The sequence below is a fragment of the Providencia huaxiensis genome, assembly GCF_002843235.3.
GTDB classification, from domain to species: Bacteria; Pseudomonadota; Gammaproteobacteria; order Enterobacterales; family Enterobacteriaceae; genus Providencia; species Providencia huaxiensis.
The window spans coordinates 1,864,514-1,887,630 of the sequence record NZ_CP031123.2 but is presented as its reverse complement, the minus strand read 5'-3'; the positions used below and the strand labels follow the sequence as shown (position 1 = coordinate 1,887,630).

The window sequence follows — 23,117 nt, the reverse complement described above, 5'->3', positions numbered from 1 at the left end:
GAATTTTACGATGGCAAAAGTACCAAATCCACTGGAGCCCACAAAAGGGGCTGGCACCACACTTTGGGTATATACCGGAACGGATGACCCCACAAAGGATCCGTATCTTGATACAGGTTTTACTCGATTAGCTAGAATTAAATCACTAGAACCGGGTGAAATTACGGCGGCAAGTGAAGACGATAGCTATCTAGACGATCCCAATGGCGACTGGGAAAACACCACTCAGGGCGAAAAATCCTCGGGTGAAACCAGTGTGACCCTTGCATGGTTGCCGGGCGAAGAAGGGCAAAAAGACCTTGTTAAATGGTTTGATGAGGGAGTGCCACGCTTTTACAAAATCTTGTACCCAAATGGTACTCTGGACTTATTTAAGGGTTGGATTAGCAGCCTAGGTAAATCCATTCCGATTAAAGAAACCATGACGCGCACGGTAAAAATTAAAAATACCGGCCGCCCAACCATGGCAGAAGAAATCCCCCCAAAACCAGCGGGTAAAACAGTTACTCAACCAAAAGAGTAATAAATATTTAAATCAATCAAATAGCCACAGAAATGTGGCTTTTTATATGCATTTCACCCTGTGCACCGAAAGCACATTCACATGTTAAACATCGAGCCAAAATTTAGGTAATGAGCCTTTGAGGGGATCAGTTATAGCTGGTGTCGCTTCGATGGGCTGGTTTCCTATTTCGGCAAGGGTTCATTACTAAATAAGGTAAGCACCATGAAAGAATTATCAGTTTTTAATACACCAGTAAGAGTGGGTGATGATGGATATATATCAATCACTGATATTTGGAAGGCTGCAAAAGCATCAGGCATGAAAGTAGATAACTTACGGCCAGTTGACTTCCTAAGAAGCTCAGTAACTCAGTCATTTATCAATGAGTTAGTAAAAGGTGGAAATTCTACACCTTTTATAATCTCTAAAGGCCGTAATGGTGGAACATTTGCAACTAAGTTTTTGGCCTATGAATATGCAGGATATATCGACCCTGCATTTAAAGTTGGTGTTTACACCGTCCTAGATAAATATTTTTCAGGTGAGTTAATTTCAGTTGCTAGCTTTATGGCTGAAGCGAATATGGCTGCATATGTTTACAACCAAGAGGCTGCAATAGTTAGTGATTGTGGTCGAACAATGAATTATTGGGGTAGAGGGGGTAGAAAAGCTCACTTGCTACACAATAAACAAGAAGCAGAAAATAAACTGCAAATTGCACTGGATTATAAATAGGTCGCTAAGCGGCCTTTTTTATTATTAACGAAAAGGTATCGATATGTTTTTAAAGAAAAAAGAAATCAAAATTGGTGAAGAAGTTATCATTCTTTCTGAATTAACTGCCCTGCAGCGTGCTGAGTATTTTGAATTATTAGTCCATCAAGAGAGTGAACTTGAAAACCTCAAAGGTCACGCGCTGGGAGCTAAAGTAAATCGACATGGCGTTGAGCAACTTACATGGATTGTCTCTCGCTCGATTTGGAACACTGATAGAAATCGCGACATTGAAACCATCTATCAGGAAATACTCGATAACTGGGGTGATTCAGCCTTAAAAGCCGCATTTGATACCGCCTCTAAACTAAGCGGCATGAACAATGACAGCGACCCTAGTGAAAAAGAAGGGCAAGAAGCGCAGGAGCCTGAATCACTGGAAAAGTAGTCGCGCGTGAACGTGTGTTTGCTTTGCGACTGGCGCGTGAATTTGGGCGACCTGACTGGCGACGAATGCTAGATGAAATCAGTGCAACCGAGTATAGCGATTGGACCGACCATTTCAGCAAAGTACCGTTCACGCCTCAGCTTATTGATACCGAATTTGCTGCATTACAGAAAACCGTATTTCAGACCATGTTTGGTGGTGATACTGAGTTAATCGATTTTATGTTACTGACCGATGTAGAGGCGAGTGATACAGAAATGTCAGACGAAACACTGCAGACAATCGGCGAGGGAATTGTCGGAGGGGTGCGATATGAGCAACCAAATAGCGGATCTTGAGATTAAGATTGGAGTCAATGACACGGAGGTTCGTGAAACCCCTGGTCGAGTTCAGCGTATGCTGGAAAAACAGGAGCGTGATGACCAGCGATTTGCGAAAATGCGCCAAGATGCATTAGACCGAATTGCAGCAAAGGAAAGTGAAAGGCAGAGAAAGCGACAATCCCAACTCAAACAGTTTAGTGACGCGTCCGCAGCGGCGCATCAACAAAAAATTTCAGAGCTTGAAGCAGAAGCACGCGCCGTTGAAAAGAACCATCGAGATGTGAAGCGCATTTTTGAAGAAGAGATGCGTAAAGGAAAGCGTCCCGAATCAAATACTGGACTTGTTGCACAGTATGATGCGCAAATGGATGCATTGCAAAAGTACAACAAAGGACTTGAAGAAGCCCAAGCAATACGCCAGCGTCTTAACAGAGACTTACAAAACGGGCTCCTAGTTGGTAAAGAGTATGCGACACTTCAAAATCGAATCGGTGGGATAATTAAAACAACCACAAGAGCCGAAGAGGAGCAAACGCAGGCCAAGCAGCGTTTTATTAACAAGCTAAAAGAACAGGTGACTCAACAGAACTTGTCTCGCACTGAAATGTTACGTATCCAAGCGGCACAGCTTGGCGTTTCAAGCTCAGCAGATGTTTACATTCGCAAACTTGAAAAACAAAACGTAGCGTTAAAAGGTGTAACGATTAGCTCTGGCCAGTATCGGCAAGCAATGCGACAGCTACCGATGCAAATGACCGATATTGTCACTTCTTTGGCTTCTGGTATGCCGCCGTGGTTAGTCGCAGTTCAGCAGGGAGGTCAAATTAAAGACTCTTTTGGTGGGTTTGGTAATTCACTTAAAGCGATCACATCTTTAATTACACCATGGAAAGTGGCCATGTTTGGTGGTGCCGGCGCATTAACGGCATTTGGTGTTGCTGCTTATCAAGGGTCTAAAGAGCTCAGCGAGTACAATAAACAGCTTATTTTAACGGGCAACTATGCCGCTAAAACCAAAGGCCAACTTAATGAATTAGCAAGGTCACTTTCGGGTGACGGTATCACGCAGTACAAAATGGCTGATGCGCTGGCACAAGTCGTTGGTTCGGGTTCGTTCACTGGCTCACAGGTAGGCATGGTTGCTGGCGTTGCGGCAAAAATGGAAAAGGCCACAGGGCAATCTATCGATGAAACTATCAAGCAATTTCAGCGACTCAAAGATCAGCCGGTTCAAGCTGTTATGGAATTGGATAAGTCTCTCCACTTTTTAACGGCAACGCAACTTGAGCAAATAACCACGCTTGAAGAACAAGGGCGAACATCTGATGCAGCTAAGATTGCGATGGAATCTTATGCTAATTCAATGAGAGACAGAACGTCTCAAATTGTTGAAAACTTAGGTTTCTTAGAATCTGCTTGGGCTGGCGTTAAAGATATGGTTGTAGGCGCATGGGATGCAATGCTTGACTTAGGAAGAGCCAAAACGCTTGACCAACAAATAAGGGAATATGAAGAAAAGCTTGTTGATTTCCAAATAAATCCTGTATCCAAAGGTCTTCACTTCAACAAAACAGGGCAAACAGCTGATGATCTAAGATATGAGCTTCTTGAGCTGAAGGAAAAAAAATATCAGCAAGACATGGAAAATGCAAGAAAGCTGTCAGAAAGAAGAGAGGAAGAGAGCCAAAAGCGCAAGATCCAAATTCAAAATGAATATGCAAACAAATTTTCTTCAAGAGAAACCCAAAGGAAGAAAGAGTTAGAAAAATTAGAGTTTGACAGAAAAGCGTTGGGAGAGGAAAAATATCAGGAATACAAGGCAGACATTGAGCGAAAGTATGCAGATCGAAAAGTGCCGAATACACCGAAAGGTAAGGTATTTCGCCCTGATATGGGAACGCGTAACGATGAATCAGCACAAGCTGAAGTTACCTCTCTTCAGGCTCAGTTAAAGCTGCTTGAACAGCACTCCTCGACCACTGACTTTATTAGTCAGCAGCGTAAAAATTTACAGCTAGAACAAGCCAAATTTAATGTTTTAGAGGAGGCAAGCAAAACTCGTAAATTATCCCTTGATGAACAATCTTTATTAAAAAATAAAGAAAGTATTTTAGCCAATAAGATGAAATTAGCTGATTTGGGCGACCAAATTTCCAAGCAAGAACATCTTAATAAATTGCAAGATCAGGCTGATAAATACGTCAAACAGCAAGAAGCACGACAAAAAGCTATTGCTGATTCACTAGGTAAATCATCCTTAGAACTTCAACGGGCACTCGAAATAGAGCAGTTACGCTCAACCTATGGCAATACTCCGCAGTGGGGGAAAGTTGAGGGTGCAAAACTATCCACGTTTGCCCAAGAAGATGCTGCAAAGCAAGATTGGATGGCTGGCATGAAAACAGCTTGGGGTGATTATCGGGATGCAGCCTTAGATGCTAATGCGCAAATTCAAAGCGTTACATCAGCGACATTAAATGGATTTAGTTCCACACTGTCTAGCGTGCTAGTGGATGGACAAGCCAACTTTAAAGACTTCACTAAATCAATTTTGAAAATGCTAGCGGAAATTGCTATCAAAATGAGTATTGTTAAAGGATTTGAAGCCTTTGGCTTTGGTGGTGTTACTGCTAACGCAAAAGGGGGCGTATACAACTCTCCTGGTCTTAGTGCGTACAGTGGACAAATTGTATCACAGCCAACTTTATTCCCGTTTGCTCGGGGCGCTGGATTAATGGGTGAAGCAGGACCAGAGGCGATATTACCTTTACGTAGGGGAATCGATGGGAAGCTAGGAGTTATTGCTGGGAATGCTAAGTCGAATTCTGGTGATTTTTATCAAACCAATCATGTCACCATTCAGAATGACGGATCAAATGGTGAGATTGGACCTCAAGCACTTAAAGCAGTTTATGAAGTGGGTAAAAAAGGAGCTGAGGATTATTTGAGATCTCAGCGCCGTGATGGTGGTTCATTTTCAGCGTAACCATAGCATAAAGCCCTCCTTTGAGGGCTGAATAATGGAGGGTTAATGGAAGCATTTAACTGGCCTATTAAACCGGGGATGGGAACAGAATCCTCTCCCCGAGTCAGAACTGTTAGTTTTGGTGATGGGTATGAACAACGTAAACCTGATGGGCTAAACTCACAGCTTGAAAAATTCAATGTGAACCTATCTCTCACACCAGAAAAGGCTAATCAGGCGTTAGATTTTTTAAAGCGCCATGGAGGGGTAAAATCATTTTTATTTCAACCGACTAAAAATAAGCCTGCAGTTGTAGTGGTTTGTAAAAAATGGTCTTCAGACAGCGGCAATATCCGCAAAACAATAAGTGCCGAATTTGAAGAAGTGCTCTGATAGTTGAGATGATCACTTTGTGATTTATTTGCATTCTTTAAATATCATAACTCATAAGCTACCATTGACAGTTAGTGATTACACTGCAATCTAACGAGTTAAAATCATGAGCTAATTTATAAAAAAATAACAAAGGAGCTGTTGGGTAATGAATAGATTTGTATTTCTAATAATGTTATTGCCGTTTATTGCAATTGCATCAGATAATGAATCAGGAAAGGATTTTTTTATTAAAATGGTGAAAGAGGCTTGCTCTGACCATAAAGATCCTAAATTCTGTAAGTGGCAAATAGAAAATCTAAGTGCTATGACTAGCATCAGCACGCTGACATACTACAGATGTAAACTTAACAGTGAAAAAGGAAAGGAATGTGACGACTCCGTAGAAATGTTTGATTATATTCAAGGTCAATATGATAAGAACATGGCTGAAATCAAATCGGAGTAATAGCTAGATACTTTATAAACCACCCTCGGGTGGTTTTTTTATGGGCAAAATAAATGCATAACATCCCACCAGAGTTGCTTATCGCGACAACGAAACTTGAAGCAGAAGCAGAAATTATACTCTATGAAATAGACCTAACAAATATAGGTGGAATTCGGTATCGATTCCACAACGGTACCAATGAATCATCAGGGCCGGTTATTTGGCAAGGCCAAGAATATGAGCCTTATCCCATCATGGGGGATGGTTTTGATTTAAATGGCAAAGGCCCATCTACACGCCCAACCATTTCACTGTCTAATTTGTTCGGCCTAATTTTTGGTATCGCTAGCCGCCTAAACTCAGGGTTAGGGGGTATTGTTATTCGTCGTAAAACGACAGCGCAATTCCTTGATGCAGCTAATTTTGCTGGTGGCAATGACAATGCGGATCCAACGCAAGAGCAAGTTAGCCGATGGGTCATTGAGCAACTAACCAGCCTTAATGCTGAAACAGCAACATGGGAACTTGCTGCCCCAACGGAAACAGATGGTGCCACTTTTCCAGCTCGAGTCATTCTTTCTGATGTGTGTAATTTTGGCTATCGCTCTGAAGAGTGCGGGTATAAAGGAGAGCCGGTTGCTGATGAGCTCGGCAACCCAACTCAAGACCCCAGTAAAGATAAATGCGGTAAGCGCTTATCTGATTGTAAATTAAGGAATAACGCACACCGAATAGGCTGCTTCCTCTCTTCGTCTCGCCTCAGTCAATAAGGATCCCCATGTTAGAACAAACTATTTTGGAACATGCAAAACGCATGACGCCACAGGAATCGTGTGGCCTTGTGATTATTCAAGACGGTACCGAGATTTATATTCCTTGTGAAAACCAACATATCGACCCTGAAAATCATTTTTCAATTGCGGCCGAGGACTATATTCAAGCTAGCCAGATCGGCGAAGTCATCGCTATTGTTCATAGTCACCCCAGTGGCAATCCCTATTTAAGTACAGCAGATAGAGCGCACCAGTTAAAAACAAACCTCCCATGGCGGCTGGTTTGCGATGAAAAAATTATCAAATTTGAGTGCGTACCTAAGTTATTAGGCCGTGAGTTTATTCATGGCTCTACAGATTGTTATGGCCTATTCCGTGACGCTTACCATTTGGCAGGCTGCTCGTTGCCAGATTTTGAGCGCGAAGACAATTGGTGGCGACAAGGGAAGGAACTCTATTTAGATAACTTAGCGAAAAATGGCTTTAAGCAAGTTAAAAAAGACATCCAGCCCGGCGATATTATTTTGTGTTGTTACGCCAGTTCCCGCGCAAATCATGCCGCAATCTACCTTGGTGATCAAACAATCCTACACCACGTCCCTAATCAACTGAGCAAACGTGAGGTTTATAACGAAAGATGGCAACGAATGACTCACTCGATTTGGCGCTACCGCGACTGGCAACCATCCGCTTTTATGGGGATCTGCAACGATTTGGCCGTCGATTCGATTTAAATATTAAAACCGCAGCTGAAGGGCTTCATGCCTTATTTCTTCAAATTCCCAATCTAAAACAACAATTCCGTGATGGCTGGTACCAAATCCGCATTAGCGGCTCCGATGTTGATCCAAGCGAATTACATCAGCGTGTCCATGAGCCATTGATGGCAAATGCGGTAATTCATATTGTTCCGCGTATCGAGGGTGCAAAAACAGGTGGCGCATTTCAGTTTATTGCTGGCGCTGCCGTTTTGGCGATCGGATGGTGGAACCCAGCTGGCTGGAGTTTTGGCGCGTCGATGATGCTGGCAGGTGGTGCAATGATGATTGGTGGTGTCGCGCAGATGTTAACGCCGATGCCTAAACCTGCCAACTTGTCACGTTCTGAAGAAGAAAAAGGGAACACGTACTTCAGCAACCTCGAAAACGCAGTGGCGCAGGGGATGGCGGTACCGGTTGCTTACGGTGAAATTATGTGCGGCTCAAGGGTGATTTCACAAGCAATTGAAATCATGGATGACGGTGACGCAAAAGATATTGATGTGGGTAAACACGGTGGTAGTGGGGAGACGTAATCATGGGTAAAGGCGGCGGTAAACAACATACTCCTTATGAGGCGCCAAACGATTTAACATCACGGCAGAAATTATCAATTATTGATTTAGTGAGTGAGGGTCCAATTGAGGGACCAGTTGGTGATTTAAAGGGGGTTTATCTTAATAATACTCCCGTTATTGACTCCTCTGGTAACAGCAATGTAAACGGCATGACCGCTCAGTGGGTGTCAGGCACTTTAGAGCAACCAGCCTTAGAGGGGTTTTCATCATCATCAAGCGAAACTCCTGTCAGTATTGAAATCAAAAAAAGCACACCTGTAACTCGCACAATAACTTCACGAAATATTGACCGCTTACGGTTAACGTTTGGCACCCAAGCGTTGGTTGAAGTGAAAGATAATGGGGATCGTGTTGGCACATCAGTTGAGTTACAAATTCAGGTACAACGTAATGGTTCGTGGGTAACTGAAAAAAATATCACTATTCGTGGTAAAAGGAGTAATTCCCCATACCTAATGGCTGTGATTATCGATAAGTTGCCACCGCCACCTTTTAGCATTCGCATGGTTCGTCTAACGCCAGATAGCAACAGCGATAAATTACAAAATAATACTATTTGGTCAAGTTACACCGAAATTACCGATATTAATCAAACCTATCCAGGCTCAGCAGTCGCGGGTCTAACGTTTGAAAGTGAACAGTTTGGTAATCAATATCCTACACGTAACTATTTAGTTCGGGGGCTGATTGTTCAAGTGCCGAACAATTATAATCCTGAAACTCGCGTATACAGTGGCATTTGGGATGGAACGTTTAAGCCTGCGTATACCAATAATCCTGCGTGGGTGCTGTATAGCTTATTAACAACGAAGCGATTTGGGCTAGGTAAAAGACTGAAAATAGCTGAGGTTGATAAGTTTGCGCTTTACGTTATTGGTCAATATTGCGATCAACTGGTACCTGATGGCTTCGGTAATAAAGAGCCTCGAGTCACCTGCAATGCTTATATTACTGATATTCGCAAAGCTTATGATTACTTCAGTGACCTGTGCTCAATAATGCGCATCATGCCTGTGTGGAATGGGCTGCAAATGACATTTGTTCAAGACCGCCCTAGTGATGTCGTTTGGCCTTACACAAATGCAAACGTGGTTAATGGTCGTTTCCACTACAGCTTTAGCCCATTAAAGGCTCGTCATACCGTTATTGAAGTACGCTTTATTGATCCGCAAAACGGCTGGAAAACCAGTGTTGAGCAAGTCTCTGATGATGCATTGGTTGCTCAGTTTGGTCTTAACGTGCTTCGAGTTGATGCATTTGGCTGCACAAGCCGTGGACAAGCTCGGCGTTATGGTCTGTGGATATTATTGACAGAAAAATTAGAGACCCAAACTGTTGAGTTTGAAGTAGGCGCGGAAGGGCTACGCCATACTCCCGGTGACATTATCGAAATTATGGATAATGACTGGGTGGGTGGCGAGGACCCTATTGGCGGTAGGCTCATTGCCATCGATGCCACTCAAAAGATTTTAACGCTTGATAGAGAAGTCACAAAACCTAAATCTGGTACCGCTTTTATTTCGTTAATGAATGCCACTGGCCGTTATGAGCACGTAAAAGTGACAGGGTACTTAGGCAACAATCAAATTAAAGTTGAATCGGTACCAAAAGGTGTCGCCACAAAATCGGTATGGGGTATTAACCAGCCCGATTTGGCTCGTCGTTTATTTAGGGCGATTACGATTTCTGATAAGGGTGATGGCACTTACGGTGTTATTGCAGTTCAGCATGTTCCCGAAAAAGAGGCCATGGTTGACCAGGGGGTGAAATTTGAACCGTTGCCTGACACGCCATTGGGCGGCTACATTCCTCCAGTTGAAAACCTCTCTGTTGAAGTCAGTGCAGATAGTGACAACTGGCAAGTGGAAGCCAACTGGACAACCGCAACGGCGGTTCGAGGTGTTGATTTTGTCCTCAAACTAACTCAAGCGGGGCGTATTGTTGGTACCGCGAAAACCCAAGAAAACCGTTATCGCATTGGTAATTTACCGCAAGGGAATTACCTGCTCTCTGTCGCACCACAAAATAAAGATGGGCAAAAGGGCGAACAAGCCTCGGTCTCATTTGATATTAACCCACCGCCACCGCCGTCTTACATCGATGTTGAGCCGGGCTTTTTCAGTTTAGGGATTATTCCTCATGTGGGAGGGCAAAATGCGCTGCGCCTGCAGTATGAGTTTTGGTTTTCCGAAAAACAGATTGCGAATATCAATGAAGTTGAGTTGCTAGCTGAATACCTTGGTAATGGCACGATGTGGGTTATTCAGGGGAGAAAGCTTAAAGCTGGCCAGACATATTTTATTTATGTCAGAACCGTGAACCCAGTAGGAAAATCGCAGTTTGTTGAAGCCAATGGTAAGCCAGAGGATCGGGCTGATGAAATATTGGAGGTTGTCGGCGATAAATTCCTCAGCACTGAAGCTGGCCAGCAAATGCAAGAGCAAATCGACTTCAATCAAGGAAATGTTCAACTGCAACTTGAGCAAGCGGCTGAAGCGACACTTAACAACACAATGATGTTAAATCAAGTTTCATGGCGTTTATTCGAAGAAGAGGGCACGCGTAAATCTGAAATATTCCGACTTGAACAAGTGAGAGTATCAGACCAGGAGGCGCTAGCACGCTGGCAGCAGCAAGTTAAAACAGACTACGAGCAAACCTCATCCGCAGTTCTAAAAGTGGAAGAATCTATTTCAACACTTGAAGAATCGACAGCTAAAGACATCTCACAAGTGAAAGCTGAGATTAAACAAGTTGATGACAAGCTTGCACCAATTGACGCTCGTGTAACAGAGCAAAAAGAGGCTATTGCTAAAATCGATGAGACGCAAACGAAGCATATTGAAACAGCAGGATCCCGATTTAATGATAATGAAGCGCTAATCAATCAACTAGCACGCACAATTGCCAATGCTGAAAGCTCACTAGCGGAAATGGGGATGCAGCTGACTGCGGAATATGGCAATCAAGCAGTTGAGCAATTGAGAATAAAAGCGTCTATTACTCGACTCGATACTGTTACAGCTAACAAATTCCAATCATTTGCACAGTCTATTGAAAAGCTAGAAACGCAGTTTAATGATGTGAATGCAACCATCACAACACTTAAGAAAACGGTGTCTGACAATGAGGAAGCACAAGCGGAAGTTAACGAGCTCATTAAATCAGAAGTGGGTGAGAATAAGGCAGCAATTGAATTGCGTGGGCAAACTATTTTCGATCACAAAGGGAATGGTTCTGCGATTTACACAATTAAGACCGGTATTAATTGGAATGGCCAATACTATGACGCCAAGTTTCTTATGGGCGCTACGGTGGCAAATGGAAAGGTAGTTACGCAGATTGGCTTCAGTGCAGATACATTCGGTATTTTCAATCCTTCCAGTGGCAAGTTGGAGCCTGTTTTCTTTGTTGAAAATGGTCAAGTATTTATCAATGAAGCGTTTATTAACAAGGCAGTCATTGGCAGTATTGTTGTCCAAACTGACATGCGCTCACCTAACTATGTGCCGGGTAAATCTGGAATGCGTATTGATATGCAAAATAGTGTGTTCGAAACAAACAGCAATGAGGGGGACTACTCCGTTATTCGAAACAGTAAAGGCGACTACTTTAAGTATAAAAACACCTACATTATTGAATTGGGGTGGTTCTTATGATTGATAGCTTATATGGCGTGAAAATTCGAAATTTAGACGGCAGTGAGTTTATTTTCAATGAGCACACCGCTCCAGCGACAAACCTATGGACTCGTTATGTCAAAAGAAGTGACGGCCTATCCCCAGACGGCGGCTGGCTAACATACAAATGGAATTGCCCCAATGAAATCCCAGAGGGTTATGGCTTTCAAGTGGTTTCTTTGAGTGCAGCAGAAGTGACGTTTACACAAAGTGGCGATAGGCGTTACGTATCAGGGACAAAGGATAAAATCGCTTATAGCTCCAACGGTAGAAAAGTCACTGTGATGGGGATGATGGATTATGACCTGAACTATGTAAAAATCATTGCATTCCCGACAATCGGATCCCAGAAAACGGCGAGCGGTTTTGGGTTAAAAGTGATGGGAAGTTCTGTCTTTCTGGAAAATACACCCCCGTTGGGTTATGCCTATGCAACTCACAAAGCAAAGGTCTATATTACAGAAGGGTTTAACATTGGAGAGACTTTCCCCGGGCTAACGATTGAGAATGCGGTATTTTTCTTTTATACCGATGACAATAAATCCTTTATTCGTTTGGAGCCATCGAATGTACAAAGCTGGGAAAAGTTAAAGTGGTGGCGTTATGTCAGTAGAAACCGAAATAGCACCAACATCACAGCATATTCGCCTGCGTGGTATTGGGTTGTTGCTTTTACGAATGTGCAACCCGCTCAACTGGATACACCCGGCTTTGGTTTGAAAATTCGCAACCTAGAAGGGAGGGTCACATTTAACTCTCAAATGGGCGTAATGACTCGGCCTATTACCGTTCCCGGCAATCAAATCCCACTAGGCTCGGGTATTAACGTTGATTCCATTCGTCGGCCCATGTACACACCGACAAAGGTCGGGGAGATATTCAGTAGTGATGGCGGTTTAGGCTGGTGGCGAGACCTGAATATAGGGAATTTAAGTGAGTCTCAAATCAGTTTATTTCAAACCAGTACATCTCAACAGCGTGGTTATCATGGCAATCAAACGATAGCCCGAACCGCAACACCCGCTATTTTTTTAGACGCTGCAGATTATTTTCCTTTTCCATAGGTAACCATATGAAAAAAATTAAATATGCGATATTCGCAGGAATCGTCGTGCTTATTGCCGCGTGTAAATCCCCTGTAACAGTCACGCACGAGGTCTGTGAAGGACTATTTGTTATCACGCAATCTGATGCAAGTGAGTTTAAACAACACCACTGTATGAAATAAACAACTGAACACCTACAGGCCGCTTAATTGCGGTTTTTTTACGTTCAAAATTCAAGGAAACACCATGATTTATGAAATTGGCACTATCTCAACAAAGGCTAGCGACCCAAAAATAACAGGTAAAAACACGTTATGGAAAAACAGTGTGACGAAAGTCTCTGTAGGTCAAATTATTCTTATACAGTCTGGAGATACGATATATCAAAACAGCATTCGCTCGGTGGAAAGTGATATACAAATGACGTTGAGCTTTCCTGTCCCGGCAACACTCACAGATGTGAAATACGTTATCTCAATCACGATGATTGGTTCGGTATCAGACGGCGTTAACAAAGCAACAGCAATGATCACTGAAAGCTATCAACTGATGATGATATTGAACCGACTCATGACCGAATCCGGTGTGATTAAAGTTGTGTTACCTGACGGCACTGAAATGCAACTGAGAACGGAGAAAGAAAGGGATAGATTGCTAGATGGGAAGCTTGATAAGGCAGGTGGAGATGTTAATGGTCGACTGGATGTAGCATCTGTCGTTGTAGCAAGTCAGTTAGTGGCTAAAACACCAAAAGAAAGTCGCATACAACTAAATCCTATCGATGCTGGCCCACGAATTGAATCGCGTACAGAAGGTGGAGCATGGCGAATTTATGCACTACCTGAAACTGGTGGCACGTTAATGAAAGTTGGTGATTTTGGAGTTGGAGCGTTAAGTATAAATAATGTACCAAAGGAGTTGGATCTTAATGCCAACAAAGCGAGAGCACTAGGCTTTTTTTATATTAATCCCGATGCAGTTGGAACCCCTTCAGGAAGGAGCGAATATGGTGGTGGCGTGTATTTTGGAAGAGACCCAGCAGTTTCATCTAATATTTTATATTCCCCTGATTGGTCTTCAAAGGTTTATTTTAGAACACCGATTGGTGCATCAGCGATGTCAGGGTGGTATGAGTTCTATACAACAGGGAATACGACAAAAGACGCAAATGGTAACTTAAAAGCCGCATCGCCGATTGTTAAAGTTTTTGCTGACCATGTCGATCCAAATGAAGAAGCCGAAGGTGTAACACTCAAAAAATTGCACACGGGAATTTATCAATTACATGGCGTTCTTGGCCTGCACTCGGATGCTAGCTGGGGTGGTGTAAATGGTGGTATTACGATTCCATGCGGTATTAACCAGCTCCCATTGGTATATGCGCTTTATGATGTACTTGAAAAAGGCAAACCGCATCCATTCGATGGTCGTATTGTTGAGCCTGACGAAGATGGTGACATTGTCCTATACACGACTTACCGTAAGCATGATTTACCTCAGAACATTCAATATGAGCGATTCAAGCTTTACCCTGAGTTCTTGAAAGAAGTGGACGGGGAAAAGGTAGAATTAACACCGGGTGAGCCATGTGATATTCCTGTGGGCCACTGGGTTGATGTTCGTGTAAACATGCCTAGCAACTCTATCTACAATCAAAAGCAAGCTGAAGCTGAGAGACTTGCTAAGCTAGAAGCAGAGCGATTAGCGGAAGAAGAAGCTGGACATGGCAACGGAAGAGGGAAAAGAACGATTACAGCAATGGGAAATCTACAGCATCAAAGTATCTAATATTGATACTTCGCTATCACCGGATATTAATTGGCCTGAAAAACCTTAATTATGTTTATGAATAAACACAGGCAAGGTAATATATTTGTCTGTGTTTAGGTTATTGCAATAAGTCTAGAACTAAGCTATCTCACTAATAATAAGTGACTAGTTCGGTTAAAATTATTTGTCAATTGCTCTAAATTTAATAGAAATCTATAAAAAGGACGGTTTTATGCTAGATTTAATTAAGCGCGGAGAATCAACGGCAGTTATTCTTAGTGTTATTAGGGATTTAACAGGTGAGGCTACTTTCGCGATATTTGATGGAATAGTTACTGTCACAGTACAGGGAAAGAAGATTATCGATGAAGAAGAAATACAAATACAATTAACATACAGCCCTCCAAATTATGCGGTTATAGATATTTTATGGGAAATTTGTGGATATAAAAATTATAAAGACATGGGATTGCATGGGCGCATGAGCACGCAATATCAACAGGCTAAAAAGTCAGGGCTGAGACGCTTGACTCTAATCAATGATAATTACACCATAGATATTATGTATTAAAATATACTTAAATATTAGAAAGCCTCTAAATCTATGTACGCCTAAGTATCATCTAACTTACTCTCTAATTTTAAGCTAGAATAAGCGAAAAGGACAGAGCAGGAAGCAGCGGAACAGGTAGAGCAACAATAAAAACTAATGCGCCAACTCGCGTAGTTGGCGTAAAAACAGTAAAGATTCATGGGGCATAAATGGGGCATGGAATTGCTAATTAGTGCATGTATGTGCGAGGTGCTATTTTTAAGAAACCTTGTTACTTATTGATTTTAATAGACTGTGCGTGAATGTACATGCTATTGAAACAATGACTCAACACACTGTAAACGTATTGAGCCTAATATGTTATATTTAATAAATCTAGATTTAATTTTGTTGTAGCTTTATTCGTCATAATTTTTAGGTAATTTTGGTCAGTATGAAAAGATTTTAACTCGCTCCTCCCTGGACCACATTGTTGGATTTAAAAATTACTCATCAATATTGAGTATAGGGTAAATATAATGATTTGTTGGATTCATTAAAATTCCAGTGCCAAATTTCATGTCAGCCATAAATAGATCTTCTAGTGTTAAAATATCTATTTGTAGTAAATTAAAATTGAGTTTTCTTTGGATGTTAGTCTTAGGGTTTCCTGTTTTTATATCCAGAGTTACTAGATATTGACCTTCCATCCAGTATTTAGAGTTTTCATATAATTTTGATGCTATAGGTTCAAGTTCTAGATCATAATCAAAACAATTAATCAACCCGTTTGTATTGTTTTCTTCCCTTGCGCGAACTATTGCTTCCTTGAACTTTTTAGTAATTATTTTTAGTGTTTTTTCGTTACTACCTAGCACAGGGGTATAAAAACGAATGTTATTCGACCATGTAGTTCCTTTTTTAATGGTTAATGGAACAAAGGCTTTAAAATTTTGGTCTTGTTGAGTGTTGCCAAAATAAGCATAAGCTTTTTTTGTTATGACCTCTCTACTTGGGTTGGTAATACTAATAGATATTGATTCAATCTTTAAATCTCTTTGAGAATCGTTCTCTATATCCACAAACAAGAAAAAATCAGGATTACCAAAGAAATGACCAACAGTACAAATAGTTGGAATAGAAACATTTGGTTTTTTTTTGCTTATCCATGAGCATAATCGAGGAGTTATAGTAATAAATAAACTAGCGAATGCTGCTAATCCAGTAATAGCAGTCCAAAAAGTTTGATCAAAAATAAAATCCATTCCATTTTCTCCAGAAATCTAAGCAAACCATATTATGGTGAGTAAATTATTGCTTGGCAACATAGCAAAGATTAGATAATACATCACCTAATAAGATCCAAAAACCTATCTGCAAAACTATTTGTTATATATTGATCTTTAAGGGGTTTATAAATTGATAATAATCAGCATTATAGGCCGTTTTATTTGATGTATATTGTTAATTATCAGCATGTTAGTTTATTTATCTTATTGTGGTGCTACGCCACATGGGCTGGACTGAAGCGGCTGACCTAATCGTTAAAGGTATGGAAGGCGCAATCGAAGCTAAGACAGTAACTTATGACTTCGAACGTCAATTAGAAGGCGCTAAGTTACTGAAATGTAGCGAGTTCGGTGACGCAATCATTAAACACATGTAATTTATTACGTGGTGTGATTAATAACGGGAGCTTAATAGTTCCCGTTTTTTATTGTGTATAGAAAACCCCCAGCTAGGCTGGGGGTTCCGTAAAGCTTTCAGCTTTGAATAAGATATTAAAACCCCTTTTGATTTGTTAAAACACCTTGCGGTCTGGCAACTGCAAGAGTCAAACAAAAAATCAAAAGGGGGTCCCAATGGGGGACGAAAAGAGCTTAGCGCATACACGATGGAATTGTAAATATCACATTGTTTTTGCCCCAAAGTATAGAAGGCAAGTTTTCTACGGTGAAAAACGTAGGGCGATAGGTAGTATTTTAAGGAAATTGTGTGAGTGGAAAAATGTCAGGATAGTGGAGGCAGAATGTTGTGTTGACCACATACACATGCTTCTAGAAATCCCACCCAAGATGAGTGTTTCGAGCTTTATGGGGTATTTAAAAGGAAAAAGCAGTCTAATGCTTTATGAGCAATTTGGGGATTTAAAGTTTAAATATCGAAATAGAGAGTTTTGGTGCAGAGGGTACTATGTTGATACGGTAGGAAAGAATACGAAACGAATACAAGAATATATAAAACATCAGTTAGAACAGGATAAATTGGGAGAGCAATTGTCGCTCCCCTATCCGGGCAGCCCGTTTACGGGCCGTAAGTAATCCATAGATGCAAATGTCAGAGCCGTTATGCGCCTGTTAGGGCGCGGCTGGTAACAAAGCCTTATAGGCGCATATTAAAAACCTCCGGCTATGCCGGAGGATATTTATTGTCTAGAAAAATTCTTCTGCAAAACTCTTCTACAAAACAATTGTTATTTTATAGCTTAAACCTGCCAATTTTTCCTACGATCATCATGATATTTATCGGTCATCGCTTGACTCTTATGGCCTAATAAAGTTTTAGAAGAAGAGTTACAAGGTCGATGAGACGGCATACAATAATGAGGTTAGGTGATATTACTGAAGTTTATTATTGAAATGGGATGATCAAATGAACCGTAGTGAATTGATTGATTATATTCAGAATAATTATGGTGTGGATCCTGATAGTCCGTGGGCAAAGTACCCTGATTATCTTGTTTTTAGGCGAAAAAACAATACAAAATGGTTTGCAGTTATTATGCGTATTTCATCTCGTAAATTAGATCCAAATAAGAATGAAGAGATAGTTAATATTGTCAACCTTAAAGCCCCACCGGAGCTCATTGGTTCATTGAGATTAAAGGATGATATTTATCCAGCTTATCATATGAATAAAGAGCATTGGATTACGATAAAGATACCAGGGAGTCTTACCGATGATGAAATTAAGGGACTAATTGAAGATAGTTATAGGTTAACGGCATAGTCATTTATTATATGCAGGGCTATCCCATCCTTGGGAAAAGTTTCTATACTAGTTAGTTAAGCTTTTTAGCGATGATAAATAATCGAGGGAATGGTATTAAAACATGGCTATTATATTGCATTTGCTAGCCTTATTTTTTATTAAATAAATCATAACTTATGTAGCTGAACATATTGTATTCTTTGTTAAATGTGTATCATTTGCGTATCGATCATGGCTGCTTGGCCACCAACTTTCACTTGAGTGATATTTTTTGCTTGTGAGTTAATGGTTACATGAATCGAGGAGGGGCATCCCATCGCACGGCCTTGCTCAAATAGAAATTGCGTTTCATTCGGTAAGACATAATTGACCAAATAGCAGCCAAGCGCTCCACTAGCGCTGCCCGTTGCCGATTCCTCATTGATCCCATAGAGCGGTGCAAAATTTCGACAATGCGCTGTGGTTGAGCGAGCATGACTTAACTCAAACACATGGAAGCCGATAGCATTTGATTCTCTGCTGATTTCCGTTATTGCTTCATAATTAGGCTGCAGTAAATCTAAATAGCCTGTATTCACTGGAATAATAATGTCAGGTAACCCAGTTGAAACTATCATAATAGGTAAGCCTGTTTCAGTAATAATTTCACTCGTTATGCCAAGAGCTGTTGCAACTTCATTGATATTAGGCCCATTTCTTAAGGTTGGTAGCGCCTGCTCCATAACGATATTGTTTGGGCTAACAGATACACTTAGAATACCGGCTTTGGTTTTTTGGGTGTAACACCCAGAAGAAATTAGCTTAAGTGAAGCTAAAGTGAAAAACACCGCTAATGTTGCATGACCACAGAAATCGACTTCACCTTCAGTGGTATAGAACTCCACTTTAAAATCAGTCTCTTCACCATTATAGACAAATGCTGTTTCTGAAAAACCAACTTGTTGCGCAATAGCAATTTTTTGTGAAGTGCTGAGCACCGGCGGGTTGAGAACAACACCAGCAGGGTTACCACCAGTGTTATTTTGTGTGAAAGAATTGACAAGATATACCAGAATATCTTGCTCAATTGAGCCGGTATTTTTAATTGGCATTTGTTTTTCCGAGTTCTGAATAGATATTTTAAATTTTCCGAGTGTACCTTACTCATCGGTTTAAATTTAATGAGCAGTACAAATAAGGCATTAGCATAACCCATTGTGTAATAAAGTAAATATGATGTTATTCTTTATTGATATATAAGGTTGGCAATTAGGATAGGTTATTGGCAGTGACTTTTTCGTTATATATCATTGCGTAACAAAAAAAGCCCCTGCAAGCAGGGGTATCTAATGGAAATGTATATTTATAGTTATTGTTATAAGGCGCCTATTGCTTAGATAGACCACTAAATAATACCAGTTCTTAAGCCTTAATCCAAATCGGAGTAAGCATAAAAGTGAAATTTTTTATAGGGGATTCAATTACGCATAAAGTGAGTTAATGAGTAATTAATTGAAAACACCAATAAAACTAAACTAAAGTTGATGAATAAGAAATAAGTTTTGATTGTTTACCCAAAAAGTTATCGTGATATAAAAAAGGGATAAAATGCATAAAATTAAGCACTATCTTTCAGATTAAATCACGGACAAATGATAAATCATCGAAAGATAATATAAATGTGAAGTTTAAAAGATAATAAATTCAATTTTGACTTGAAATACAAAATAATACACCCATAACAATTAAAAATGATATTTTTATGATAAGGGATAAAATATGACTAATTCACAGAGGGTTACACAAGCACTAAACGCAGTATTGGGTGAGGACATAGGTTCATTGTCTGTGGCTAGACAATATTTTTCAGATAAATACATCCAAGTTGTTGATGGAAAGCAAATTGATTTTAATGAGTTTATTGCACACTTACAGGTATTGAAGCAGGCCACTGAGTCGATTGTTATTACTATTAAATCTATCGCTGAGGGAGATGGGTGTGTTCATACTCAACATTTGGCAAAAGCAACTAAAAAAGATGGCTCAATAAGTGAATTTGAGGTATTTGCCTGTTTTCAAATAGAAGATGGGAAAATTATCCGTTGCGAAGAAATGACAAGAATGATTAAAGGCAGTAGTCAGGATGAAGATTTAGGCTCAAGAACTTAAACCTTCATTATTTGTAAGGTATTTAATATTACTAATTTAGGTAAAGTCTAATAAGAAACAAGATTTTACCTTGATTACATACAGTGTTTAACTTGGGTAAATTAGTTGTAATCCAGTACCGACTTCTTGTACGGGCGCATATTTTGCTAAATGTATTTTTGCGTTGAGATCTGTACAATGACATGGGTGTATAAATTTTAAATCCTGTTGGTGAAAGTAATTCCCCGTCTGTTCCAAAACCTCTTTTGAAGCTTGTTGTAAATGAAACCCGCCTATCACGGTGACAATGTTATTTATTCCAGTTACATGTTTTGCATATTCAGTGATATTGCAAATTCCAGAATGAGAGCAACCAGTTACGACAATTAGGCCTTCCGTCGTTTTAATTGCAAGTGCTGAATCATCAAATACATAGTCGTCAACGATATTATGATTGAAGTCCAGGGTCGTACCAATTGGCTCTTTTCCTTCAAAGCTATTAATTCTAGGAATTTGGCCTAAAAATACGATGTTTTCAGAAAGATAATAAGGCTTAGTCGCTTCTATTAAATTGAAGTAGGACGCTAAAATATCTTTAGATGTATTTGTTCCGATGACTTTAGATTGAAATTTTTTAGGAATTAAGGCATCCGGGTGGTATACCAGATGCTTCGCTTCAGGTGTTTCAATGTTACGACGGTCAAAATATTGGATTAAGTGACTTAAGCCCCATGTATGGTCGTTGTGACCGTGAGAAAGAACCAAGTCAGTGATATTTGCAAGGTCAATATGTAAAATGTGTGCATTATCAATAAATATATCTGAATAGCCGGTATCGAATAATATTTTTTTATCATCGGCCTCGATATAGTAGCAGACTCCAGGTTCACCGCAGAAATAACTATCAATCAGGGTATTATTATCGACAAGAACAGTAATTTTTATTGTCATCATGAACTCAGATTTCATAGAAGTAATTGTAATCTGTTATATCAGATAAACGCTAAAAAGTATTAAATGGCTATAAAACATAGTAATAAAAATTGATAACGTGGAGGGAGTAATAGAGAAAAGATAAAAATGTTGGAGGTGACCAAAGAAAGTCAACCCCCTAAATGAAATGTTATACTTTGCTAGATAGATTGTTTTACTTTTTTAGTTTTAGCCTCTTGGGGAGTATCACTATCTATTTCATGTTCACTTTTGGGTTCAATGTGAAAAATAGAAATAATAGCCTCTAATAAATCTGATTGGGACTCCAAAGCTCTTAAAGACGATTGCAATTCACGAGTCATGGTTGCATTCGCTTGTGTAGTGTTGTCTAATTCATTGATTGCTAGGTGTATTTGGCTAACACCATGGGTTTGTTCATTTGAGGCAAGCGCAACACTTTGGATCATCTCATTGATATTAGATGTATCCTGTGCAATTGAAACAATATTGTCATTTGCATCAGCGGCTAACTGGAAACAGTGATTAATTTTATCATTTGAATTATTAATTAATAGCTTGATTTCTTTGGATGCTTGAGTGCAACTAATTGATAATTCGCGGACTTCATTTGCGACGACTGCAAACCCTTTGCCATGTTCACCCACTCTAGCTGCCTCTACAGCGGCATTCAATGCTAATAAATTAGTTTGAAACGCAATATTATCAATGGTTGAAGTAATTTTGCTAATTTCTTTCGAAAAATCGACAATATCATCCATATTTTCAACAACATCAGAGATAAGTTCATTACTCTTATCAATTGTTATACTCGTCTCTGACATCAATTTGCACGATTGATTAGTGTGAGCGGTATTCAATTTAAAAGATGAATCGAGTTCTTCGACGCTGGCTGCTGTTTCAACAATGGCGGCGGCTTGTTGATCTGCTCGAATAGAAAGGTCGTGATTCATCTGAGTGATATCACTCAGCTCAACTTTTATATGGTGAGTGTTGTCATAAATATTTTTGACGATATCAATCAATTTACTTTGCATATTAGATACATGTTGTTTAAGTAATTTGATTTCATATAAACCTTTGTTATCAAAGCTATGGTATAAAACGCCATGGCTAACTTTTTCAATACCATCAATAACTTGGTTTAGTGGGCGAATAAAGAAAAGCTGTAGAATAAAGCGAATGAACAGAGTTACGAGGATAACGATTGAGATAGTAACGATTAAGCCAATCAAACTTTGTTTATACAGTTGCTCACTTGCGAGAGCAATATCATGATAGCTACTATTTAATTGTTGATGATATTTTACGTAGTTTTTCTCAAATGTGTCCTGAAATCCTTGAGTCGGCTGGTTTAAAAAGTCATATGTTTTTCCTTGAACTAAAAATACGGAAAGCTCATTTAATGCAGCGTATAACGCGTTATATGATTTTTCTAACTCAGCAAATTGGTCACTATTTTTGTAGATGGAAACGGTTGTAAATGCATCCCAATAATTACCCGTTTCAGCTATTTTTTTATGATAAAACGCGATGAGACTATCTATGTCAGTATTTGATGTTTTCATCTTATTGATAACTAATAAATGGCGAGAGCTAGCACGATTTAATGTATTTCTTGCTTGTAATAAAGACTGCCATGTATTGTTTAGTTGAGTTTGTTCGTTATAGATAGTATCGAGTTTGGTTAATGTCTCTTGATATTGTTTTAAAGAACTAAAGAAAAACCAACAAGTTGAAAGAAGAAGGGCGATAAGTAGGCCTGAAATAAACCAGACTAGAGTTGTTGTCTTAAAACCAGAAAAAGAGAACTTAGTTGAACTAAAATTAATTTTTTTTAAATTACCAGACATCATTGATTATTTCCTTTCATACCATCGAATAGTATGTTTCACACATACTAAATACGACTTCTAAACATAACGTGATTAACCATGAGCAAATCGAAGCTGTCCGATAGCTAAAAAGTTATATGTAGTCACGCGAAAGCATCAGGCGTAGGGACTGAATAAATGTATCGGCACTATTTCTGGATACTTTATATCCAACAATTTGACTTAGCTCATAAAATTGAAGTTAATTAGGTGTTTTTACTGATTCAAGGTGGGAAAAGGACACTGTAGTTGTACATTG

At 39.9% G+C, this 23,117-nt stretch carries 22 protein-coding genes and 2 pseudogenes; 20 read left to right on the top strand and 4 right to left on the bottom strand.

Annotated features, from left to right (window positions below):
• Positions 1 to 10: 10 nt before the first annotated feature.
• The 16 genes and pseudogenes from CYG50_RS10485 to CYG50_RS10420 form a co-directional block, all read left to right on the top strand.
• Positions 11 to 502 (top strand): annotated as a pseudogene (locus CYG50_RS10485) (phage tail tube protein); the annotation flags it as partial.
• A gap of 225 nt (positions 503 to 727) precedes the next feature.
• A complete protein-coding gene (locus tag CYG50_RS10480; protein ID WP_096863834.1) occupies positions 728 to 1,240 on the top strand; it encodes a KilA-N domain-containing protein in 513 nt (170 codons plus the stop codon).
• 43 nt (positions 1,241 to 1,283) lie between these two features.
• Positions 1,284 to 1,667, top strand: coding sequence for a phage minor tail protein domain-containing protein (locus CYG50_RS10475; protein ID WP_116068664.1), 384 nt, complete (start codon positions 1,284 to 1,286; stop codon positions 1,665 to 1,667).
• A gap of 14 nt (positions 1,668 to 1,681) precedes the next feature.
• Positions 1,682 to 2,005: a phage tail assembly protein T gene (locus tag CYG50_RS10470; protein WP_238706847.1), complete on the top strand. Its 324-nt coding sequence runs from the start codon at positions 1,682 to 1,684 to the stop codon at positions 2,003 to 2,005.
• The gene (locus CYG50_RS10465) at positions 1,980 to 4,976 is read left to right on the top strand and encodes a phage tail tape measure protein (protein WP_116068666.1); all 2,997 of its coding nucleotides are present in this window, start codon (positions 1,980 to 1,982) and stop codon (positions 4,974 to 4,976) included. Before CYG50_RS10470 ends, CYG50_RS10465 begins: the two co-directional genes overlap by 26 nt.
• Before the next feature lie 45 nt (positions 4,977 to 5,021).
• Positions 5,022 to 5,348 carry a phage tail protein gene (locus CYG50_RS10460; protein ID WP_238564554.1) on the top strand — a complete coding sequence of 109 codons (327 nt, stop codon included), beginning with the start codon at positions 5,022 to 5,024 and terminating at the stop codon, positions 5,346 to 5,348.
• 148 nt (positions 5,349 to 5,496) lie between these two features.
• Entirely contained in the window at positions 5,497 to 5,796 is a 300-nt protein-coding gene (locus tag CYG50_RS10455) for a hypothetical protein (RefSeq protein ID WP_102140757.1), read from the top strand.
• Positions 5,797 to 5,849: 53 nt separating this feature from the next.
• Complete coding sequence (locus CYG50_RS10450) at positions 5,850 to 6,548, top strand: phage minor tail protein L (protein ID WP_102140756.1); 699 nt, start codon at positions 5,850 to 5,852, stop codon at positions 6,546 to 6,548.
• An 8-nt stretch (positions 6,549 to 6,556) separates the two neighbouring features.
• Entirely contained in the window at positions 6,557 to 7,285 is a 729-nt protein-coding gene (locus tag CYG50_RS10445) for a C40 family peptidase (protein ID WP_116068668.1), read from the top strand.
• On the top strand, positions 7,189 to 7,845 hold the full coding sequence (locus CYG50_RS10440) for a tail assembly protein (RefSeq protein ID WP_116068671.1): 657 nt from the start codon (positions 7,189 to 7,191) through the stop codon (positions 7,843 to 7,845). The genes CYG50_RS10445 and CYG50_RS10440 overlap by 97 nt, the downstream gene beginning before the upstream one ends.
• Before the next feature lie 2 nt (positions 7,846 to 7,847).
• The gene (locus tag CYG50_RS10435; protein ID WP_102140733.1) at positions 7,848 to 11,546 is read left to right on the top strand and encodes a TipJ family phage tail tip protein; all 3,699 of its coding nucleotides are present in this window, start codon (positions 7,848 to 7,850) and stop codon (positions 11,544 to 11,546) included.
• Entirely contained in the window at positions 11,543 to 12,631 is a 1,089-nt protein-coding gene (locus tag CYG50_RS10430) for a hypothetical protein (protein WP_102140732.1), read from the top strand. Before CYG50_RS10435 ends, CYG50_RS10430 begins: the two co-directional genes overlap by 4 nt.
• An 8-nt stretch (positions 12,632 to 12,639) precedes the next feature.
• Positions 12,640 to 12,795, top strand: coding sequence for a hypothetical protein (locus CYG50_RS22925; protein WP_168222834.1), 156 nt, complete (start codon positions 12,640 to 12,642; stop codon positions 12,793 to 12,795).
• Between the two features lie 64 nt (positions 12,796 to 12,859).
• Entirely contained in the window at positions 12,860 to 14,401 is a 1,542-nt protein-coding gene (locus tag CYG50_RS23090; protein ID WP_238706846.1) for a phage tail fiber protein, read from the top strand.
• Positions 14,379 to 14,450 (top strand): tail fiber assembly protein, encoded by a 72-nt coding sequence (locus tag CYG50_RS23085; protein ID WP_238706858.1) that lies wholly within the window; start codon positions 14,379 to 14,381, stop codon positions 14,448 to 14,450. Before CYG50_RS23090 ends, CYG50_RS23085 begins: the two co-directional genes overlap by 23 nt.
• A gap of 165 nt (positions 14,451 to 14,615) precedes the next feature.
• On the top strand, positions 14,616 to 14,954 hold the full coding sequence (locus tag CYG50_RS10420; protein WP_102140789.1) for a hypothetical protein: 339 nt from the start codon (positions 14,616 to 14,618) through the stop codon (positions 14,952 to 14,954).
• 467 nt (positions 14,955 to 15,421) lie between these two features.
• Here the strand turns inward: CYG50_RS10420 and CYG50_RS10415 are convergent, their stop codons facing one another.
• Positions 15,422 to 16,180 (bottom strand): hypothetical protein, encoded by a 759-nt coding sequence (locus tag CYG50_RS10415; RefSeq protein ID WP_102140790.1) that lies wholly within the window; start codon positions 16,178 to 16,180, stop codon positions 15,422 to 15,424.
• Between the two features lie 233 nt (positions 16,181 to 16,413).
• On the opposite strand from CYG50_RS10415, the pseudogene CYG50_RS10410 reads away from it, so the two are divergent.
• The 3 genes and pseudogenes from CYG50_RS10410 to CYG50_RS10400 all read left to right on the top strand — a co-directional run.
• Positions 16,414 to 16,581, top strand: a pseudogene (locus tag CYG50_RS10410) (isocitrate/isopropylmalate family dehydrogenase); the annotation flags it as partial.
• A 196-nt stretch (positions 16,582 to 16,777) separates the two neighbouring features.
• Positions 16,778 to 17,236, top strand: a complete 459-nt coding sequence (gene tnpA, locus CYG50_RS10405) for an IS200/IS605 family transposase (protein WP_114365413.1) — start codon at positions 16,778 to 16,780, stop codon at positions 17,234 to 17,236.
• A gap of 331 nt (positions 17,237 to 17,567) precedes the next feature.
• On the top strand, positions 17,568 to 17,924 hold the full coding sequence (locus CYG50_RS10400) for an MmcQ/YjbR family DNA-binding protein (RefSeq protein WP_166264752.1): 357 nt from the start codon (positions 17,568 to 17,570) through the stop codon (positions 17,922 to 17,924).
• Positions 17,925 to 18,109: 185 nt separating this feature from the next.
• Here CYG50_RS10400 and CYG50_RS10395 read toward each other — a convergent pair whose 3' ends face one another.
• Positions 18,110 to 18,997, bottom strand: coding sequence for a PhzF family protein (locus CYG50_RS10395; RefSeq protein WP_102139788.1), 888 nt, complete (start codon positions 18,995 to 18,997; stop codon positions 18,110 to 18,112).
• A 667-nt stretch (positions 18,998 to 19,664) separates the two neighbouring features.
• On the opposite strand from CYG50_RS10395, the gene CYG50_RS10390 reads away from it, so the two are divergent.
• The gene (locus tag CYG50_RS10390) at positions 19,665 to 20,054 is read left to right on the top strand and encodes a nuclear transport factor 2-like protein (RefSeq protein ID WP_102139789.1); all 390 of its coding nucleotides are present in this window, start codon (positions 19,665 to 19,667) and stop codon (positions 20,052 to 20,054) included.
• Between the two features lie 87 nt (positions 20,055 to 20,141).
• Here the strand turns inward: CYG50_RS10390 and CYG50_RS10385 are convergent, their stop codons facing one another.
• Positions 20,142 to 20,984 (bottom strand): MBL fold metallo-hydrolase, encoded by an 843-nt coding sequence (locus CYG50_RS10385; RefSeq protein WP_102139847.1) that lies wholly within the window; start codon positions 20,982 to 20,984, stop codon positions 20,142 to 20,144.
• A gap of 182 nt (positions 20,985 to 21,166) precedes the next feature.
• Entirely contained in the window at positions 21,167 to 22,840 is a 1,674-nt protein-coding gene (locus tag CYG50_RS10380; protein WP_102139790.1) for a methyl-accepting chemotaxis protein, read from the bottom strand.
• Positions 22,841 to 23,117: the final 277 nt, after the last annotated feature.

What these genes read in the sequence shown, in the direction of transcription:
- tnpA (WP_114365413.1), top strand. Translation starts at nt 16,778, where the DNA reads ATGGGGGACGAAAAGAGCTTAGCGCATACACGATGGAATTGTAAATAT.
- CYG50_RS10415 (WP_102140790.1), bottom strand. Translation starts at nt 16,180, where the DNA reads ATGGATTTTATTTTTGATCAAACTTTTTGGACTGCTATTACTGGATTA.
- CYG50_RS10445 (WP_116068668.1), top strand. Translation starts at nt 6,557, where the DNA reads ATGTTAGAACAAACTATTTTGGAACATGCAAAACGCATGACGCCACAG.
- CYG50_RS10475 (WP_116068664.1), top strand. Translation starts at nt 1,284, where the DNA reads ATGTTTTTAAAGAAAAAAGAAATCAAAATTGGTGAAGAAGTTATCATT.
- CYG50_RS10435 (WP_102140733.1), top strand. Translation starts at nt 7,848, where the DNA reads ATGGGTAAAGGCGGCGGTAAACAACATACTCCTTATGAGGCGCCAAAC.
- CYG50_RS10460 (WP_238564554.1), top strand. Translation starts at nt 5,022, where the DNA reads ATGGAAGCATTTAACTGGCCTATTAAACCGGGGATGGGAACAGAATCC.
- CYG50_RS10465 (WP_116068666.1), top strand. Translation starts at nt 1,980, where the DNA reads ATGAGCAACCAAATAGCGGATCTTGAGATTAAGATTGGAGTCAATGAC.
- CYG50_RS10450 (WP_102140756.1), top strand. Translation starts at nt 5,850, where the DNA reads ATGCATAACATCCCACCAGAGTTGCTTATCGCGACAACGAAACTTGAA.
- CYG50_RS10440 (WP_116068671.1), top strand. Translation starts at nt 7,189, where the DNA reads ATGGCAACGAATGACTCACTCGATTTGGCGCTACCGCGACTGGCAACC.
- CYG50_RS10390 (WP_102139789.1), top strand. Translation starts at nt 19,665, where the DNA reads ATGACTAATTCACAGAGGGTTACACAAGCACTAAACGCAGTATTGGGT.
- CYG50_RS10480 (WP_096863834.1), top strand. Translation starts at nt 728, where the DNA reads ATGAAAGAATTATCAGTTTTTAATACACCAGTAAGAGTGGGTGATGAT.
- CYG50_RS10455 (WP_102140757.1), top strand. Translation starts at nt 5,497, where the DNA reads ATGAATAGATTTGTATTTCTAATAATGTTATTGCCGTTTATTGCAATT.
- CYG50_RS22925 (WP_168222834.1), top strand. Translation starts at nt 12,640, where the DNA reads ATGAAAAAAATTAAATATGCGATATTCGCAGGAATCGTCGTGCTTATT.
- CYG50_RS10395 (WP_102139788.1), bottom strand. Translation starts at nt 18,997, where the DNA reads ATGCCAATTAAAAATACCGGCTCAATTGAGCAAGATATTCTGGTATAT.
- CYG50_RS10380 (WP_102139790.1), bottom strand. Translation starts at nt 22,840, where the DNA reads ATGATGTCTGGTAATTTAAAAAAAATTAATTTTAGTTCAACTAAGTTC.
- CYG50_RS10430 (WP_102140732.1), top strand. Translation starts at nt 11,543, where the DNA reads ATGATTGATAGCTTATATGGCGTGAAAATTCGAAATTTAGACGGCAGT.
- CYG50_RS10385 (WP_102139847.1), bottom strand. Translation starts at nt 20,984, where the DNA reads ATGACAATAAAAATTACTGTTCTTGTCGATAATAATACCCTGATTGAT.
- CYG50_RS10400 (WP_166264752.1), top strand. Translation starts at nt 17,568, where the DNA reads ATGAACCGTAGTGAATTGATTGATTATATTCAGAATAATTATGGTGTG.
- CYG50_RS23090 (WP_238706846.1), top strand. Translation starts at nt 12,860, where the DNA reads ATGATTTATGAAATTGGCACTATCTCAACAAAGGCTAGCGACCCAAAA.
- CYG50_RS10420 (WP_102140789.1), top strand. Translation starts at nt 14,616, where the DNA reads ATGCTAGATTTAATTAAGCGCGGAGAATCAACGGCAGTTATTCTTAGT.